We start from the raw sequence: 15,389 nt of genomic DNA, 5'->3' as shown, positions 1-15,389 counted from the left end.
CCGGTCCCGTCCCGTGCAGTACCGGTGGGAGGCGCGTCGGTGCGCCGTTCCCACCGGTACCAAACCTACTACTCGGACTGGAGGTCTTCTGCGAGAGCGATGAGCGTCCGGACCATCACGCCCGTCGCACCCTTGCCCAACCAGGCGTACCCGCCGCCCTTGTTCTCCGACGGACCCGCGATGTCGAGGTGCGCCCAGGGGACACCCTCGCCGGCGAAGCGCTCGAGGAACTTGCCCGCGAGCAGCATGCCACCGGCCGGGTTGCCGACCGTGGCGTTGACGATGTCGGCGACGTCGCTGGACAGCCGGGCCTCGAGCTCCTCGGGCAGCGGCATCGGCCAGATCGGCTCCGCGACGCCCTCGGCGACGGCACGGACCTTCGCGACGAGGTCGTCGCTGCCCATCAGGCCGGTGGTGCGGTCGCCGAGCGCGACGACCTGGGCGCCGGTCAGCGTGGCGACGTCGACGAGCGCGTCGGGCTGCTCGAGCGACGCGGCGGCCATCCCGTCGCCGAGCACCAGGCGGCCCTCGGCGTCGGTGTTCGTGACCTCCACCGTGGTGCCGTTCTTCAGCGTCAGGACGTCGCCCGGGCGGGTCGCGGTGCCGGAGGGCATGTTCTCGGCGAGGGCGAGCCACGCGGTCACGCGCACGTTCAGCCCCAGGCGGGCGGCGGCGACGGTCGCGGCGAGCACCGTGGCGGCACCGGTCATGTCGGTCTTCATGCCGAGCATCGACGCCGCGGGCTTGAGCGAGAGGCCGCCCGAGTCGAAGGTGATGCCCTTGCCCACGAGGGCGAGGTGCTTCGTGGCGGACTCCGGCGCGTACCGGACGACGACCAGACGCGGGGGACGCGCCGACCCGCGGCCGACACCGAGGATGCCGCCGAAGCCCTGCTCCTCGAGCGCCTGCTCGTCGAGGACCTCGACGGTGAGCGGCAGGTCCGAGGCGAACCCGGTCGCGACGTCGGCGACGTCCTGCGGCCCGAGGTCGCCCGCGGCGGTGTTCACGAGGTCACGCACGAGCGACGCGGCGTCGGCGACGATCGCGGGGCGCACGGCGGCGTCGGCTGCGACGTCGGCGGGGGCGACGACCTCGATGCGCTGGTCACCGCGGGCCGGGGCCTTGGTGCCGGTGCCCTTGTGCCGGGTGAAGGCGTACGCGCCGAGCGCCGCGCCCTCGAGGGCGGCGTCGACGAGCTCGGCCGAGTCCGTGGGCAGGGCGAGCGTGATCGAGTCGACCCGGGGGAGCTGTCGCACGGCACTGCCGGCCGCAGCGCGGATCGCCGCGGCGCCCGTGGCGGAGCCGAGGCCGATCAGCGCGACCGACTTCGCACCGACGCCGGTAGCCGGCAGCCGGACGAGCTGGTCCTTCGCGCCGGTGACCCCGATCGCGGCGAGGTCGAGGCCAGCGAGGGCGTCGAGCGTGCCGAGGGCGGTGGGGGCGAGCACGGCGGGGCTGTCGGCCTCGCCGGACGAGCCCGGGCGGACCCCGACGACGAGCACGTCGGCGGTGGTGGTCTCGGGGGGTGAACTGGTGGTGGAGAGCGTCGGTCGGACCATGCTCCAACCCTACCGACGGCCTGTTCGCTGTCGGCGTGGTCGTCGCGCACCGGGGACGTCGGAGGCCCCGCCTAGCATGGGGACGGTGAACCACCCCGAGGAGCTCTACACGTTCGACGCGGACGCCCCGACCGTGCCAGCAGGGTTGCACCTGATCGCCGGGCTGACCGGTTTCGCCGATGCCGGATCGGCCGTGGCGCAGGTGACGAACTCGATCCTCGAGGACCTCGACACCGAGCTCGTCGCCGAGTTCGACCCGGACGTGCTGCTCGACTGGCGGGCCCGTCGCCCGGTCATCACCTTCGAGCACGACCACATCAGCGCCGTCGAGCCGCCCCGTCTGGCCCTGCACCTGGTGCGCGACGAGATCGGCCAGCCGTTCCTGTTCCTGTCGGGCTACGAGCCGGACTTCCAGTGGAACCGCTTCGTCCGCGCCGTCACCGGGCTCGCCGCCGACCTGCAGGTCGCCGACACCACGTGGGTGCAGTCCATCCCGATGCCGGTCCCGCACACCCGTCCGATCAGCCTGACCGTCTCCGGCACCCGGGCCGACCTCGTCGAGCAGATGAGCGTCTGGAAGCCCGAGACCCAGGCGCCGGCGAACGTCCTGCACCTGGTCGAGCACCGCCTCGCCGAGACGGGCGCGCAGGTCACCGGGCTCGTGCTGCTCGTGCCGCACTACCTGTCCGACACCGAGTTCCCCGACGCCGCCGTCGCGGCGCTGTCCGGCATCGCCGCCGCGACCGGGCTCATCTTCCCGACGGACGCCCTGCGCGAGTCGGGCCGCGAGTTCCTCACCCGCGTCGAGGAGCAGGTGGCCGGCAACCCCGAGCTGCAGCGCCTGGTCTCGGTGCTCGAGGAGCGGCACGACACGTACATGGAGGGCAACCCCGTCGCGTCGCCGCTCACCGGCGTCGACGGCGAGGTGCCGACCGCCGACGCCATCGCGGCCGAGCTCGAGCGCTTCCTCGCCGACCGGCGCACCCAGGGCGACGCGACCGACTGACCGTCGCGGGATCCGGACGTCCCCACAGGGCGGCCTGGAGGCCCGTGGCGGCCCCGCACCGCGCCTCCAGGCCGTCCTCCGGTCGCCCGCACGACGTGACGCGCGTCGACGACGCTCGTCGCGCATCGACGCGGGGACGCGTCGGTAGCCTGGACCGGTGAACTCCCGTCGTGCCTTCCTGATCTGGGGCGTCGCGGTCCTCGCGTACGTCCTCGCCGTGGTGCAGCGGTCCTCGCTCGGGGTGTCCGGCGTCGACGCGCAGGACCGGTTCGCCGTCTCCGCCGCGGTCCTGTCCACCCTCGCCGTGGTGCAGATCGCCGTCTACGCGGGGCTGCAGATCCCGGTGGGGATCGCCCTCGACCGCGTGGGCCCGCGCCGGCTGGTGCTCCTCGGTGCGGCGCTGCTGGTCGTCGGACAGGCGATCGTCGCGGTGTCCCCGTCGATCGGGCCGGCCATCGCGGGGCGGGTGCTCGTCGGTGCCGGTGACGCCATGACCTTCATCTCGGTGATCCGCCTGGTGCCGATGTGGTTCAGCGGCCGGATCCTGCCGCAGATCTCGCAGTGGACGGGCAACCTCGGGCAGATCGGCCAGATCCTGTCGGCGTTCCCGTTCGCCGTGCTCCTGCACACGGTGGGCTGGACCCCGGCGTTCGGCGTCGCGGCCGCGGCCAGCGCTGTCGGCCTGGTGCTCGCCGCGGTCTTCGTGCGGAACGGTCCCGTGCCGGTGCGGACGGACACGATCCCGCTGCCGCACTCGTGGGGTGCCGCGTTCAGCACCTTCGGGCACGCGCTCCGGCGCCCGGGCACGCAGCTCGGGTTCTGGTCGCACTACGTCACCCAGTCCTCGGGCACGGTGTTCTCGCTGCTGTGGGGCGTGCCGATGCTCCGGGGGCTCGGGTACTCCCCGGGTGAGGCTGCCGGGTTCCTCACGATCATCGTGGTCGTCGGGTTCGTCGCTGGTCCGGTGCTCGGCGTGCTCTGCGCGCGGTTCCCGATGCGCCGGTCGAACCTGGTGCTCGGCGTGGTCGTCCTGCTCGCGGTGCTCTGGACGGCGATCCTGCTCTGGCCCGGGCACCCACCGACGTGGTTGCTCGTGCTGCTCGTCGTCGCGATGGGGATCGGGGGGCCCGGCTCCCTGATCGGCTTCGACTTCGCCCGGACCTTCAACCCGGTCGGATCGCTCGGCTCGGCGAACGGCGTCGTGAACGTCGGCGGCTTCCTGGCGGCCTTCGTGATGATGTACCTGATCGGCGTCGTCCTCGACGTCGCTGCGCGGGCTTCGGGCACCGGGGTGTTCGCCTGGGAGAACTTCCGGATCGCCCTCACCGTGCAGTACGTCGTGGTCGGTTTCGGCGTCGGGATGCTCCTGCACGCCCGCCGTCGGACCCGCCGGGTGCTGCACTCGGAAGAGGGAATACGCGTCGGGCCACTCTGGGTTGCACTCGTTGCACGCCTGCGGAAGCGGCACGTGCAATAATGATCACGGACCCGTTCGGGACCCCTGTCTGTCGGAGCACTTCGGTGCGCCGGTGAACTCGGGGGACTTGACATGGGTCCTAGTGCTGCCCGGAACGGTAGGACTCGTACGACGCGGGGGACTGCGGCGCGGGACCTGGGCGGCGAGGGAGGCCACGACCCCACGAACGTGGCACGACGAGAGAGGTGATCGCATGGCTGCCCGGAGCACGACGATCGATCCCACGAAGGACACCGAGCCCGAGGGCGCTGTGGCAGAGGACGCCACGGACACCGAGGGCACCGCAGCGCCGAAGAAGCGCGCCACGAAGGCCCCCGCCAAGAAGGCGCCCGCCAAGAAGGCGGCGCCCAAGGCGAAGAAGACCGACGCCGTCGACGAGGCGATCGCCTCCGACGAGCCCGTCGAGGAGCCGACCGACGAGGCCGACGACACCGACGACAAGACGGCCAAGCCGGACGCCGCTGCCGCGGTCGCCGCCGGTGCGCTCGTCATCTCGCAGACCGACGACGACGAGGCGCCGGTCTACTCGACGACCATCACGGGTGCCACCGCCGACCCGGTGAAGGACTACCTCAAGCAGATCGGCAAGGTCGCCCTGCTCAACGCCGAGCAGGAGGTCGAGCTCGCGATGCGCATCGAGGCCGGCCTGTTCGCCGAGGACAAGCTGCAGCACGCGACGGGGCTCTCCAAGCCCGCCGAGCGTGAACTGCGCTGGGTCGCCCGTGACGGTCAGCGTGCGAAGTCGCACCTGCTCGGCGCGAACCTCCGCCTGGTCGTCTCGCTCGCGAAGCGCTACACCGGTCGTGGCATGCAGTTCCTGGACCTCATCCAGGAGGGCAACCTGGGCCTGATCCGTGCGGTCGAGAAGTTCGACTACACCAAGGGCTTCAAGTTCTCGACCTACGCGACGTGGTGGATCCGTCAGGCCATCACCCGCGCCATGGCCGACCAGGCCCGCACCATCCGCATCCCCGTGCACATGGTCGAGGTCATCAACAAGCTCGCCCGCGTCCAGCGGCAGATGCTCCAGGACCTCGGTCGCGAACCCACTCCGGAAGAGCTCGCCCGCGAGCTCGACATGACACCGGAGAAGGTCGTCGAGGTCCAGAAGTACGGCCGCGAGCCGATCTCGCTGCACACGCCCCTGGGCGAGGACGGCGACTCGGAGTTCGGTGACCTCATCGAGGACACCGAGGCGGTCGTGCCGGCCGACGCGGTGGGCTTCACGATGCTGCAGAAGCAGCTCGAGAGCCTGCTCGACTCCCTGTCCGAGCGCGAGGCGGGCGTCATCCGCATGCGCTTCGGCCTCGGTGACGGCCAGCCGAAGACCCTCGACCAGATCGGTGACACGTTCGGCGTGACGCGTGAGCGCATCCGTCAGATCGAGTCCAAGACGATGGCGAAGCTCCGCCACCCGTCGCGGTCGCAGTCGCTGCGCGACTACCTCGAGTAAGCCGGCATGCGTTTCTTCATCCCGATCCTGATCGGGCGGATCCTCCGTGCCCTCGCTCGTGCGCGGGGCGGCGGGTCCGCCTACCCGGGGTTCATCGTCCTGAAGCTCGTGCCGGACTTCCTGCAGCACGTGACGAAGCAGTTCCCGAACGGCGTCGTCTTCGTGCTCGGCTCGAACGGCAAGTCGACGACCACGCACATGATCTCCGACATCGTGCGGGCCCACGGGCTGCGGGTCTTCACGAACCCCTCCGGCGCGAACCTGCCGCAGGGCATCGCGTCGGCCCTGCTGTCCGAGGTCTCGCTGACCGGTCGCCTGAAGGCGGACATCGGCATCCTCGAGGTCGACGAGGCCTTCGCGGTCGAGCTCGCCGGGATCCTGTCGCCCTCGACGGTGACGATGCTCAACGTCCAGGTCGACCAGCTGTACCGGTTCTTCGAGACCGAGCGCGTGGCGACGATGATGCTCGACACCGCCGCACTGTCGACGGCGAACGTCATCACGAACCACGACGACCAGTTCCTCGACGGCTACTCCGGCACCCCCGGGCAGCGTGTCCTGCGGTTCGGTGCGAGCGACGAGGTCATCGCCGGAGCGCCGAACGGTCTGCAGAACGCCGACTCGTTCGACGCCGGTGACCGTGCCCAGCACGCCGCCGACGCCGAGGTCGTGGCCCACACGGGCGACGGTGCGACCATCCGTTTCGACGGCGCCGAGATCCCGGTCCGCCTGCCCGCCCGTGGCCTGCACTACGCGGTCGACGCCGCTGCGGCCACCGCGACGGCGAGTGCGGCCCTCGGTGCGCAGTTCCGCGCGGACGCCGTGACCAAGGCCTTCGGCACGATGAAGCCGGCGTACGGCCGTGGCGAGCGACTGCCCATCGCGGGCGAGTCCGCCGAGTTCACGATGTTCAAGAACGCCGCGAGCCTGCAGCTCAACCTCGACGCCCTGCCGGACCAGCCCGAGCAGGTCCTCATGGCGATCGACGAGGGCACGCCCGACATCTCCTGGATCTACGACATCGACTTCTCGAAGCTCGACCACGTGGACGTCGTCTCCGGTGACAAGGCGTGGCAGATCGCGATCGCGCTCGAGCACGCCGGTGTCCGCATCGGCCGAGTCGAGCCCGACGTCGAAGCGGCCATCAAGCACATGGAGCAGCTCGGCTCGACGACCCGCGGGACGAAGAACTTCATCGTCAACTACGAGATCATGATGATCGCCCGCAAGGCCCTCGGCCACCCGGACATGGAGAAGACCGCATGACGGCCGACCGGCTGACCATCCTGCACGTCTACCCCCGGCAGATGGGTGTCTCGGGCGACCGTGGCAACGTCGCGGCGCTGGTCCGACGTGCGACCGCCGCGGACATCGAGACCCAGGTGCTCGAGTACGCGCCCGGTGACGACCTGCCGACCACGGCGGACGTCGTCGTCATCGGCAACGGTCCGCTCAGCGCGATGCGTTCTCTGGGCGACGACGTCACACGAATCGGCGGGGCGCTCCGTGCGTTCGCGACCGATGGTGTGCCGGTCATCGCGGTCGGCGGTGGGTTCGACCTCGCGACGAACGAGGTCGTGCCGACCGAGGGCGCGCCGGTCGCCGGCTTCGGCGTGTTCGACGCCCGAGCCGTCCGCGGTGCCGAGCGCCGAGTGAACTACTTCGTCCTCGAGACCCGGTACCCGCTGCTCCCCGGAGCACCGAAGCGTCTCGCCGGCTTCGAGGACCACGCAACCCGCATCGAGCTCGCAGCCGGCGTCACCCCGTTTGCCGACGTCGTCTCCGGTGGCGGCAACCAGGCCGGCACCCCGGTCGAGGGTGCGATCGTCGGGAACTCCTTCGGCACGCACACCCAGGGTCCGGTCCTGCCGCTCAACCCGCAGCTGACCGACGGCGTCCTCGCCGCAGCAACCGCGCGCCTCGGCCGCGAGTACGCACCGGACGCCGAGCGCACGGCGACCATCGACCGCTACGCACGCGAAGCGCGCGCCACGGTCGACCGCTACGTCGACAAGGCGTTCAAGCGCATCGCCTGACGCACGAAACAGAAGGCCGGGTCCCGACGGGGCCCGGCCTTCGTCGTCTCCGCGCGTTCTGAACCGGGCTGCAGACAGACAGGAGGCGCGGTGCCAGCTGGCACCGCGCCTCCTGTCTGTCTGTCGGTCGCGACTACTTCGACTCGTAGAGTCGGCTGCTTTCGTCGTGCCACTCGATGGCGGTCGCCGCGAGCTTGTCCTTGAACTCGGCGCCGTGGTGGGCGCAGAAGTAGAGCTCGCCGCTCGACATGGTGGCTCGGATGTAGGCCTGCGCCCCGCAGCTGTCGCAACGGTCGGCGGCGGTCAGCTGGTGGTTGCTGACTTCGTCGATGGAGGGGTCCTGCACGGTCTGGGTCATTGCTGTGCTCCTCACGGATCGCAGGTGGTGCCGGGTGGTTGCACCATTTCAACACGTGATGCCTGAGAGCGACGCATTGTCGGGGCCTGTTTCGCTCAGCGCGGATCGCTTGGCCCCAGTGCGAGTGTCCCCACGGTGCTGTCGGTGCCGCTCGGTAAACTCCGACGGTGAGCTCCGACTACTCCGCACGCCATCTCTCCGTCCTCGAAGGGCTCGAGGCGGTCCGGAAGCGGCCGGGCATGTACATCGGCTCGACGGATTCCCGGGGCCTCATGCACTGCCTGTGGGAGATCATCGACAACTCGGTCGACGAAGCCCTCGCGGGACACGGTGACGAGATCGGTGTCGTGCTGCACGCCGACGGCTCGGTCGAGGTCCGGGACACCGCCCGGGGCATCCCCGTCGACGTCGAACCGAAGACCGGCCTCACCGGGGTCGAGGTCGTGTTCACCAAGCTGCACGCCGGCGGCAAGTTCGGCTCGGGGTCCTACGCGGCCTCGGGTGGCCTGCACGGGGTCGGCGCCTCGGTCGTGAACGCGCTGTCGGAGCGCCTCGACGTCGAGGTCGACCGGGGCGGCAAGACCTACGCCATGTCGTTCCACCGCGGCGAGCCGGGCATCTTCGACGACAGCAAGGGCATCGGCCCGGACGCCCCCTTCGCGCCCTTCACCTCTGGTAGCGAGCTGCGTGTGGTGGGCAAGGTCAAGAAGGGTGTCACCGGCTCCCGGATCCGCTACTGGGCGGACCGCCAGATCTTCACCGCCGACGCCCGGTTCAGCACCGACGACCTCGTCACGCGGGCACGCCAGACCGCGTTCCTCGTGCCCGGCCTCGGCATCACCATCACCGACGAGCGCGCGGCGTCGATCGAGGCTGCTGCCGCCCGGGCCGAGGCGACGGGAACCACCGTGGCCGCCGGACCGGTGGTCGAGCGCTTCCGGTACGAGGGCGGGATCGGCGAGTTCGTCGAGCACCTCGCCGTCGACAGCCCCCTCACCGACGTCTGGCGCGTGCAGGGGACCGGCACCTTCACCGAGACCGTGCCGATGCTCGACGACAAGGGCCACATGGTCTCTACCTCGGTCGAGCGCGAGTGCGAGGTCGACCTGGCGCTCCGCTGGGGCAGTGGCTACGAGACCGTGTTCCGCAGCTTCGTCAACATCATCGCGACGCCGAAGGGCGGCACGCACCAGGCCGGGTTCGAGTCCGGCGTCGTCAAGGCCGTCCGTGCTCAGGTCGAGGCGAACGCCCGCAAGCTCAAGGTCGGGCAGGACAAGCTCGACAAGGACGACGTCCTCGCCGGCATGACCGCCGTGCTGACCGTGCGGTTGCCCGAGCCGCAGTTCGAGGGGCAGACGAAGGAGATCCTCGGCACCCCGGCGGTCCGCAAGATCGTCGACCAGGTCGTGTCGAAGCGCATCACCGAGATCCTCACCTCGACGCAGCGCACCGAGAAGGCACAGTCGGCCGCCCTGCTCGAGAAGGTCGTGTCCGAGATGAAGACCCGCATCTCGGCGCGGGCACACAAGGAGACGCAGCGCCGCAAGAACGCGCTCGAGAACTCGTCGCTGCCGACGAAGCTCGCCGACTGCCGCTCGCAGGAGACCGAGGGCACGGAGCTCTTCATCGTCGAGGGTGACTCGGCGCTGGGCACCGCGAAGCTCGCCCGCAACAGCGAGTACCAGGCGCTGCTGCCGATCCGCGGCAAGATCCTGAACGTGCAGAAGGCGTCCGTGTCGGACATGCTCTCGAACGTCGAGTGCGCGTCGATCATCCAGGTCATCGGCGCCGGTTCTGGCCGCACGTTCGACATCGACCAAGCCCGCTACGGCAAGATCATCATCATGTCCGACGCCGACGTCGACGGCGCCCACATCCGCACCCTGCTGCTGACGCTGTTCTTCCGGTACATGCGGCCGATGATCGAGCAGGGTCGGGTCTTCGCCGCCGTGCCACCGCTGCACCGGGTGGTCGTGGTGAACCGCGGCAAGCCGAACGACACGCTGTACACGTACTCCGAACAGGAGCTGCAGACGGTGCTGAAGAAGCTCGAGAAGACGGGCAAGAAGTACCAGGAGCCGATCCAGCGGTACAAGGGCCTCGGCGAGATGGACGCGGACCAGCTGGCGGAGACCACGATGGACCGCGCGCACCGCACCCTGCGCCGGGTGAACGTGACCCATGCCGAGGGTGCCGCGAAGGTCTTCGAGCTGCTCATGGGCAACGACGTGGCGCCGCGCAAGGAGTTCATCCTGGCCGGCGAGGGCCTGGACCGCGACCGCATCGACGCGTAGCGCGTCGCGAAAGCGACACCGCTCGGCCGACGCCCCCGCTCCATCCCGCGGAAGCGACAGAACCCCGCCGACTGTTGGCGGGGTTCTGTCGCTTCCGCGACGGCGGATGGGAGGCCCGTGGCGGGGCCGCCTCGCGCCTCCAGGCCGGTGCGCCCTGCGTTCTCACGCGCTGGGCGACACCTCACGGGGTCCGACGAGCGTGAGGTGTCGCCACGCGCGAAACCAACGCGCGCCAGCGCGCGCCTACGCCTCGCCGGCGGTGCCGTCGAGCGTCGCGGCGCTGCCGCCGATCGAGCCGATGACCGCCTCGAGCGGGGCACCCGACCCGTCACGCTTCGACAGCCAGTCGGGCAGGGTCCGCGCGGCGCCGTCCGTGCCGACGGCGTGCGGCGGCGCGATGCCGGCCCAGCCCACGGTGAGCCCGTCCTCGCCCTTCAGGAACGCGTGCGCCCGGACACCCTGGGTGGCACGGCCCTTCGCCGGGAACTCCGACAGTGCGGAGACCTTGGCGCGACCGGCGTCCGTGCCGGGCAGGGCGGTCGAGGTGGTGGACACCGTGGCGACGACGGCGTCGTCGGAGCGTGCGACCGAGCCGAACCAGATCACCGAGGCACCGTCGGCCAGGGCCATGCCAGCCACACCACCGGCGGGCAGCCCCTGCGCCCGGACGACGGACGCCGGGAACCGCAGCAGCTGCGCGTTCGAGCTGATGAACACGAGGTCGTCGGACTCCGGGGCCTGGGCAGCGCCGACCACCTGGTCACCGGGCTTCAGGCCGATGGCGACGAACTCGGGCTTGTCCGGCCAGGCGCCCGGGACGACGCGCTTGACCACGCCGTGTGCGGTGCCGATCGCCAGCGAGTCCGACGACGCGCCGGACAGGTCGACGATCGCCACGACCGTCTCGCCCTTGGTGAGCGCCAGGAAGTCGGTGACCCGGACGCCGGCGTCGAGCCGGACCGCGGCGGGCGGTACCGCGGGGACGTCGACGGGGGAGAGCCGGAGGACACGACCGGTCGAGGTGATCGCGCCGATCTGTCCCCGCACCGTGCTCACCACGGCGGAGCGGACGGCGTCGTGCTTCGAGCGCTTCGGCACGCGGACGATGCCGAGCTCCGACGTCGGGATGTCGACGCGGATGAGCCGCCCGGTGGTGGAGAGCAGCACGCGGCAGGGAGAGTCGGCGATCTGCAGGGACTCCGGGTCGACCGCGGCCTTCCGACCGCCCTTCACCGGGGCGTCGGCCTCGGTGAGCAGCGTGCGGCGCGGGGTCGCGAACTTGTCGGACACCTCGGTCAGCTCGAGCGCGACCTGCGCGCGGAGCCGTTCGTCGGACGCCAGCAGTTCTTCGAGGGCGGCGATGTCGGCGAGCAGCTGGTCGCGCTCGGCCTCGAGCTCCATCCGCGAGAACTTCGTCAGGCGGCGCAGGCGCAGCTCGAGGATGTACTCGGCCTGCACCTCGGACAGGTCGAAGACGTCGCGCAGGCGGTTGCGCGCCGCCTCGGAGTCGTCGGAGGTGCGGATGACCTGGATGACCTCGTCGATGTCGAGGATCGCGATGAGCAGGCCCTCGACCAGGTGCAGCCGTTCCTTGCGTCGTGCCAGCCGGTACTGCGACCGGCGGGTGACGACGTCGAGCCGGTGCTGCACGTAGACGTCGAGCAGCTCGCGGAGCCCGAGGGTCCGCGGTGACCCGCCGACCAGAGCGACGTTGTTGATGCCGAAGCCGTCCTCGAGCGGGGTGTGCTTGTAGAGCTGCTCGAGTACGGCGGTGGGGTTGAAACCGCTCTTGATGCCGATGACGAGCCGGAGCCCGTGGTTGCGGTCGGTCAGGTCGTTGACGTCCGAGATGCCGACGAGCTTCTTGGACTGGACGCCGTCCTTGATCTTCTCGATGACGCGTTCGGGGCCGACCAGGTAGGGCAGCTCGGTGACGACGAGCCCGACCTTGCGCGGGGTGAGGTTCTCGACGCTCACCTTCGCGCGGGTGCGGAACGATCCACGGCCGGTCGCGTAGGCGTCGCGGACCCCGGAGAGCCCGACGATCGTGCCGCCGGACGGCAGGTCGGGACCGGGGACGAACTCCATGAGCTCTTCGAGGCTGGCCTGCGGGTTCATGAGCAGGTGCTTCGCGGCCTCGACCACTTCGCCCAGGTTGTGCGGCGCCATGTTGGTCGCCATGCCGACCGCGATGCCGGAGGCGCCGTTGACGAGCAGGTTCGGGAACGCCGCCGGCAGCACGCCCGGCTGCATGATCTGGTTGTCGTAGTTCGGGACGAAGTCGACGACGTCCTCGCCCAGGCCCTCGGTCATCGCCATCGACGGTTCGGCGAGCCGCGCCTCGGTGTACCGGGCGGCAGCGGGGCCGTCGTCGAGGGAGCCGAAGTTGCCGTGGCCGTCGACGAGCGGCACGCGCATCGTGAACGGCTGGGCCATCCGGACCAGCGCGTCGTAGATCGCGCCGTCGCCGTGCGGGTGCAGCTTGCCCATCACCTCGCCGGTGACGCGGGCGCTCTTGACGTGTCCGCGGTCGGGCCGCAGCCCCATCTCCGCCATCTGGTACAGGATGCGACGCTGCACCGGCTTCAGGCCGTCGCGGGCGTCGGGCAGCGCCCGCGAGTAGATGACGGAGTACGCGTACTCGAGGAAGGAGCCCTGCATCTCCTCGGAGACGTCGACGTCCTCGATGCGCTCACCGTCGGGCAGGCCGACTACGTCCGTGCGTGCCATGGCACCTTTCTGGAGAACCGGAGTCGTCTGGGAGACTCGTGGGATGGGAACAAGCGTACCGACGGCCCCCGACGCCGTCGCGAACCTCGCCGACGTCTTCCCGAGTTGCCTCGTGGCGCTCGGCGCTGCGGACGACGCGTGGTTGCGGAACGACGGCCTGGAGGCCCGGATCACCCTCCGCCCCGCCCGCTCGGCGATCGTCGTGCTGGTCGACGGCCTCGGTTCCGCCGCGCTGGCGGCGCGGGCCGGACACGCCCGCTGGCTGACCGGCGCGAAGGGCACCGGCACCGCGAAGAAGCTCCGGAGCGGGTTCCCGACGACGACCGCGGCGGCGCTGAGCACCCTGACCACGGGCCGCTCGCCCGGCACCCACGGCGTCGTCGGGTACAGCGGCTGGAACCCGGACACCGGTGCCGTGATGAACCTGCTCGGCGGCTGGGACACCGAGGTGCCCGCCGACTGGTTCCTGACGCAGACCCTGTTCACCCGGGCCACGGAGCTCGGGCTCGACCCCGTCGTCGTCGGGCCGGACCGGTACCGCTCGTCCGGGATGACCGCGAACGTGCTCGGCGGCGCCCGGTACGTGTCGGCGGACACCATCCCGCAGCGTGTCGACGCCGCACTGGCCGAGACCGCCACCGGTCGCTCGCTCGTCTACCTGTACGTGCCGGAGCTCGACTCGATCGGGCACAAGTACGGCTGGCAGTCCGACCGGTGGACGGCTGCCCTCGAGCTGCTCGACGGGGAACTCGCCCGCCTCGACGCGCGGACCGCCGACGACGTGGGGGTCCTGGTGACGGCGGACCACGGTGTGCTCGACGTGCCGGAGCACGCGAACATCGCCATCGACCCGCTGCTGCTCACCGACGTCGTCGGCGTCGCGGGTGACCCGCGCTGCCGGCAGCTCACCGTCGCACCCGGCACGGACGTCCGCGCCCTCGTCGGAGCGTTCCGGGCGCGCTACGGCAAGAAGGCGTACGTCGCCAGCCGTGCCGAGGCGATCGAGGCCGGGTGGTTCGGGCAGGTGTCCGACCAGGTGGTTCCGCGCATCGGCGACGTGCTCGTCGTGGCGCGCGGCTCGTGGGCGTTCAACGACGACCGTGCCCTGCGCGAGGACGAGACGCCGAAACGCATGATCGGCCAGCACGGGGCGATGACCGACGAGGAGACCATCGTGCCGCTCCGGCTCGCCGGCGCGTTCGCCCACTGAGGGCGCCAGCGCCGACCGGCGACGTGCCGATCAGGCGGGGTCGTCGTCCGGGCGGGTGCCGAAGACGATCTCGTCCCAGCTCGGCATCGAGCGGCGGTTGCGCTTCTTGCGTTCGCCACGGCTCTCGGGCTCGGGCGCCGAGGCCGGGCGGGCATCGGTCGACTGCGGTGCGGTGTCGTGCGCGCCGCCGTCCTCGAAGCCCTGCAGCGGGATGTCGACGACGCTGATGGAGGTACCGCGGGCGGATTCGTCGCGCTGCTCGCCGAAGGACGCTGCTTCGCGCTCACCGCGGCGACGGCGGAGTGCCTCGAGCAGGTCGGCGGTCTCGTTGCCGGGAGCACGCTCTTCCACGGCGGCCTGGCCGATGCGGGGCAGCGGTGCACGGAGCGGCGCGTGCTGGGACGGCTCGGGATCCGCGGCCGGCTGCTCCGGCTCGTCGACGCGGAAGGCACCGGAGTCGAAGCGGGTGCCGTCGTCGTCCTGCTGCTCGAACTCGACCGCACGCAGACGCGGGGCGATGCCCTCGTCGTCGGTGTGCGACAGCCGGTGCGCGTCACCGTTGTCCGGCACGAGGGTCGAGGTCTTGGGGTCGAAGTGCCACTGGGCGTCGTGCTCGACCTCGCCCGCGGTGTAGCGGACGCGGACCTGCCAGCCGCTCTCCGGGTGCTTCCAGGAGCCCCAGGTGATCGCGGTGGCCTCGCCGGCCTCGAGCTTCGCGGTGATCGCGGGGCCGAAGGTGTCGGGGGCCTCGTCGTCGACCGGGGTGACCGGCACACGGTGCGAGGCGTCGAGGATGAAGGCGCGCTCGGCGAGGACCGGGCCCTCGAAGCGGCGGACGTACTCGACGTCGACGTCGAGCGCGGCGGCCACGTCGGCGGCGTCGGCGCCACCACGGATGCGCGCCTGGACGTCCTTGGGGGAGACCCGCTTCTGCGGACCGGCGTCGGGGTTCGCCTGGCGCACCTGGCCTGCCAGCGACGACGTGACGGGCAACCGGAACTCGGTGCCGCCGTCGGTCGCCAGGAGGAGTGCGCCGGACTCGACTCCGATGACTCTCACGTCTTGCATGGTTCCGCCTTCCCAGCGTCGCGTACGGTCCTGCTGTCGTACCCCGTGAGTATGCAGGGACGACGGGTGGTTTCCGGGGAGGCGCACGGGCGTGCCGCGGACATCCGCACGGCCGATCCCGGGCGCGCGGCGCTCCGGCAACGGGTGTCGGGAATGTCCGGTTCCGGTCATGGGTTGCACAGCCAGCACGACCCGCCG

11 protein-coding genes are annotated in these 15,389 nt (G+C 71.0%); 7 read left to right on the top strand and 4 right to left on the bottom strand.

Features of this window, described 5'->3' with window-relative positions; translation table 11 throughout:
• Positions 1 to 68: 68 nt before the first annotated feature.
• Positions 69 to 1,559, bottom strand: coding sequence for a leucyl aminopeptidase (locus DEJ02_RS02090; RefSeq protein ID WP_111031828.1), 1,491 nt, complete (start codon positions 1,557 to 1,559; stop codon positions 69 to 71).
• A gap of 76 nt (positions 1,560 to 1,635) precedes the next feature.
• Between DEJ02_RS02090 and DEJ02_RS02085 the strand changes: the two genes are divergently transcribed.
• The 5 genes from DEJ02_RS02085 (at position 1,636) to DEJ02_RS02065 (ending at position 7,531) form a co-directional block, all read left to right on the top strand.
• Entirely contained in the window at positions 1,636 to 2,565 is a 930-nt protein-coding gene (locus DEJ02_RS02085; RefSeq protein ID WP_027465460.1) for a proteasome assembly chaperone family protein, read from the top strand.
• A gap of 157 nt (positions 2,566 to 2,722) precedes the next feature.
• A complete protein-coding gene (locus DEJ02_RS02080; protein ID WP_111031827.1) occupies positions 2,723 to 4,042 on the top strand; it encodes a nitrate/nitrite transporter in 1,320 nt (439 codons plus the stop codon).
• A 193-nt stretch (positions 4,043 to 4,235) separates the two neighbouring features.
• Positions 4,236 to 5,495, top strand: coding sequence for an RNA polymerase sigma factor (locus tag DEJ02_RS02075; protein ID WP_027465462.1), 1,260 nt, complete (start codon positions 4,236 to 4,238; stop codon positions 5,493 to 5,495).
• 6 nt (positions 5,496 to 5,501) lie between these two features.
• A complete protein-coding gene (locus tag DEJ02_RS02070) occupies positions 5,502 to 6,761 on the top strand; it encodes a MurT ligase domain-containing protein (protein ID WP_111031826.1) in 1,260 nt (419 codons plus the stop codon).
• The gene (locus tag DEJ02_RS02065; RefSeq protein WP_111031825.1) at positions 6,758 to 7,531 is read left to right on the top strand and encodes a type 1 glutamine amidotransferase; all 774 of its coding nucleotides are present in this window, start codon (positions 6,758 to 6,760) and stop codon (positions 7,529 to 7,531) included. The genes DEJ02_RS02070 and DEJ02_RS02065 overlap by 4 nt, the downstream gene beginning before the upstream one ends.
• A gap of 133 nt (positions 7,532 to 7,664) precedes the next feature.
• Here DEJ02_RS02065 and DEJ02_RS02060 read toward each other — a convergent pair whose 3' ends face one another.
• Entirely contained in the window at positions 7,665 to 7,889 is a 225-nt protein-coding gene (locus DEJ02_RS02060; RefSeq protein ID WP_017886093.1) for a hypothetical protein, read from the bottom strand.
• Positions 7,890 to 8,056: 167 nt separating this feature from the next.
• Here DEJ02_RS02060 and DEJ02_RS02055 point away from each other — a divergent pair, with 167 nt between their 5' ends.
• Complete coding sequence (locus tag DEJ02_RS02055; RefSeq protein WP_071403953.1) at positions 8,057 to 10,183, top strand: type IIA DNA topoisomerase subunit B; 2,127 nt, start codon at positions 8,057 to 8,059, stop codon at positions 10,181 to 10,183.
• A 243-nt stretch (positions 10,184 to 10,426) separates the two neighbouring features.
• On the opposite strand, the gene DEJ02_RS02050 is transcribed toward DEJ02_RS02055, so the two are convergent.
• Positions 10,427 to 12,913 carry a DNA topoisomerase (ATP-hydrolyzing) subunit A gene (locus tag DEJ02_RS02050; RefSeq protein WP_111031869.1) on the bottom strand — a complete coding sequence of 829 codons (2,487 nt, stop codon included), beginning with the start codon at positions 12,911 to 12,913 and terminating at the stop codon, positions 10,427 to 10,429.
• A gap of 43 nt (positions 12,914 to 12,956) precedes the next feature.
• Here DEJ02_RS02050 and DEJ02_RS02045 point away from each other — a divergent pair, with 43 nt between their 5' ends.
• Positions 12,957 to 14,123, top strand: coding sequence for an alkaline phosphatase family protein (locus DEJ02_RS02045; protein WP_181440252.1), 1,167 nt, complete (start codon positions 12,957 to 12,959; stop codon positions 14,121 to 14,123).
• Positions 14,124 to 14,153: 30 nt separating this feature from the next.
• Here the strand turns inward: DEJ02_RS02045 and sepH are convergent, their stop codons facing one another.
• Positions 14,154 to 15,182 (bottom strand): septation protein SepH, encoded by a 1,029-nt coding sequence (gene sepH, locus DEJ02_RS02040; RefSeq protein WP_181440251.1) that lies wholly within the window; start codon positions 15,180 to 15,182, stop codon positions 14,154 to 14,156.
• Positions 15,183 to 15,389: the final 207 nt, after the last annotated feature.

Source organism: Curtobacterium sp. MCLR17_042, from assembly GCF_003234695.1.
GTDB lineage: Bacteria > Actinomycetota > Actinomycetes > Actinomycetales > Microbacteriaceae > Curtobacterium > Curtobacterium flaccumfaciens.
Note: the sequence above shows the minus strand (reverse complement) of the source record. Positions and strands in the feature narration are given on the sequence as shown.

Excerpts from the sequence above, each read along its gene's own strand:
- DEJ02_RS02090 (WP_111031828.1), bottom strand. The coding sequence starts at position 1,559 with ATGGTCCGACCGACGCTCTCCACCACCAGTTCACCCCCCGAGACCACC.
- DEJ02_RS02060 (WP_017886093.1), bottom strand. The coding sequence starts at position 7,889 with ATGACCCAGACCGTGCAGGACCCCTCCATCGACGAAGTCAGCAACCAC.
- DEJ02_RS02065 (WP_111031825.1), top strand. The coding sequence starts at position 6,758 with ATGACGGCCGACCGGCTGACCATCCTGCACGTCTACCCCCGGCAGATG.
- DEJ02_RS02085 (WP_027465460.1), top strand. The coding sequence starts at position 1,636 with ATGGGGACGGTGAACCACCCCGAGGAGCTCTACACGTTCGACGCGGAC.
- DEJ02_RS02070 (WP_111031826.1), top strand. The coding sequence starts at position 5,502 with ATGCGTTTCTTCATCCCGATCCTGATCGGGCGGATCCTCCGTGCCCTC.
- DEJ02_RS02075 (WP_027465462.1), top strand. The coding sequence starts at position 4,236 with ATGGCTGCCCGGAGCACGACGATCGATCCCACGAAGGACACCGAGCCC.
- DEJ02_RS02050 (WP_111031869.1), bottom strand. The coding sequence starts at position 12,913 with ATGGCACGCACGGACGTAGTCGGCCTGCCCGACGGTGAGCGCATCGAG.
- DEJ02_RS02045 (WP_181440252.1), top strand. The coding sequence starts at position 12,957 with ATGGGAACAAGCGTACCGACGGCCCCCGACGCCGTCGCGAACCTCGCC.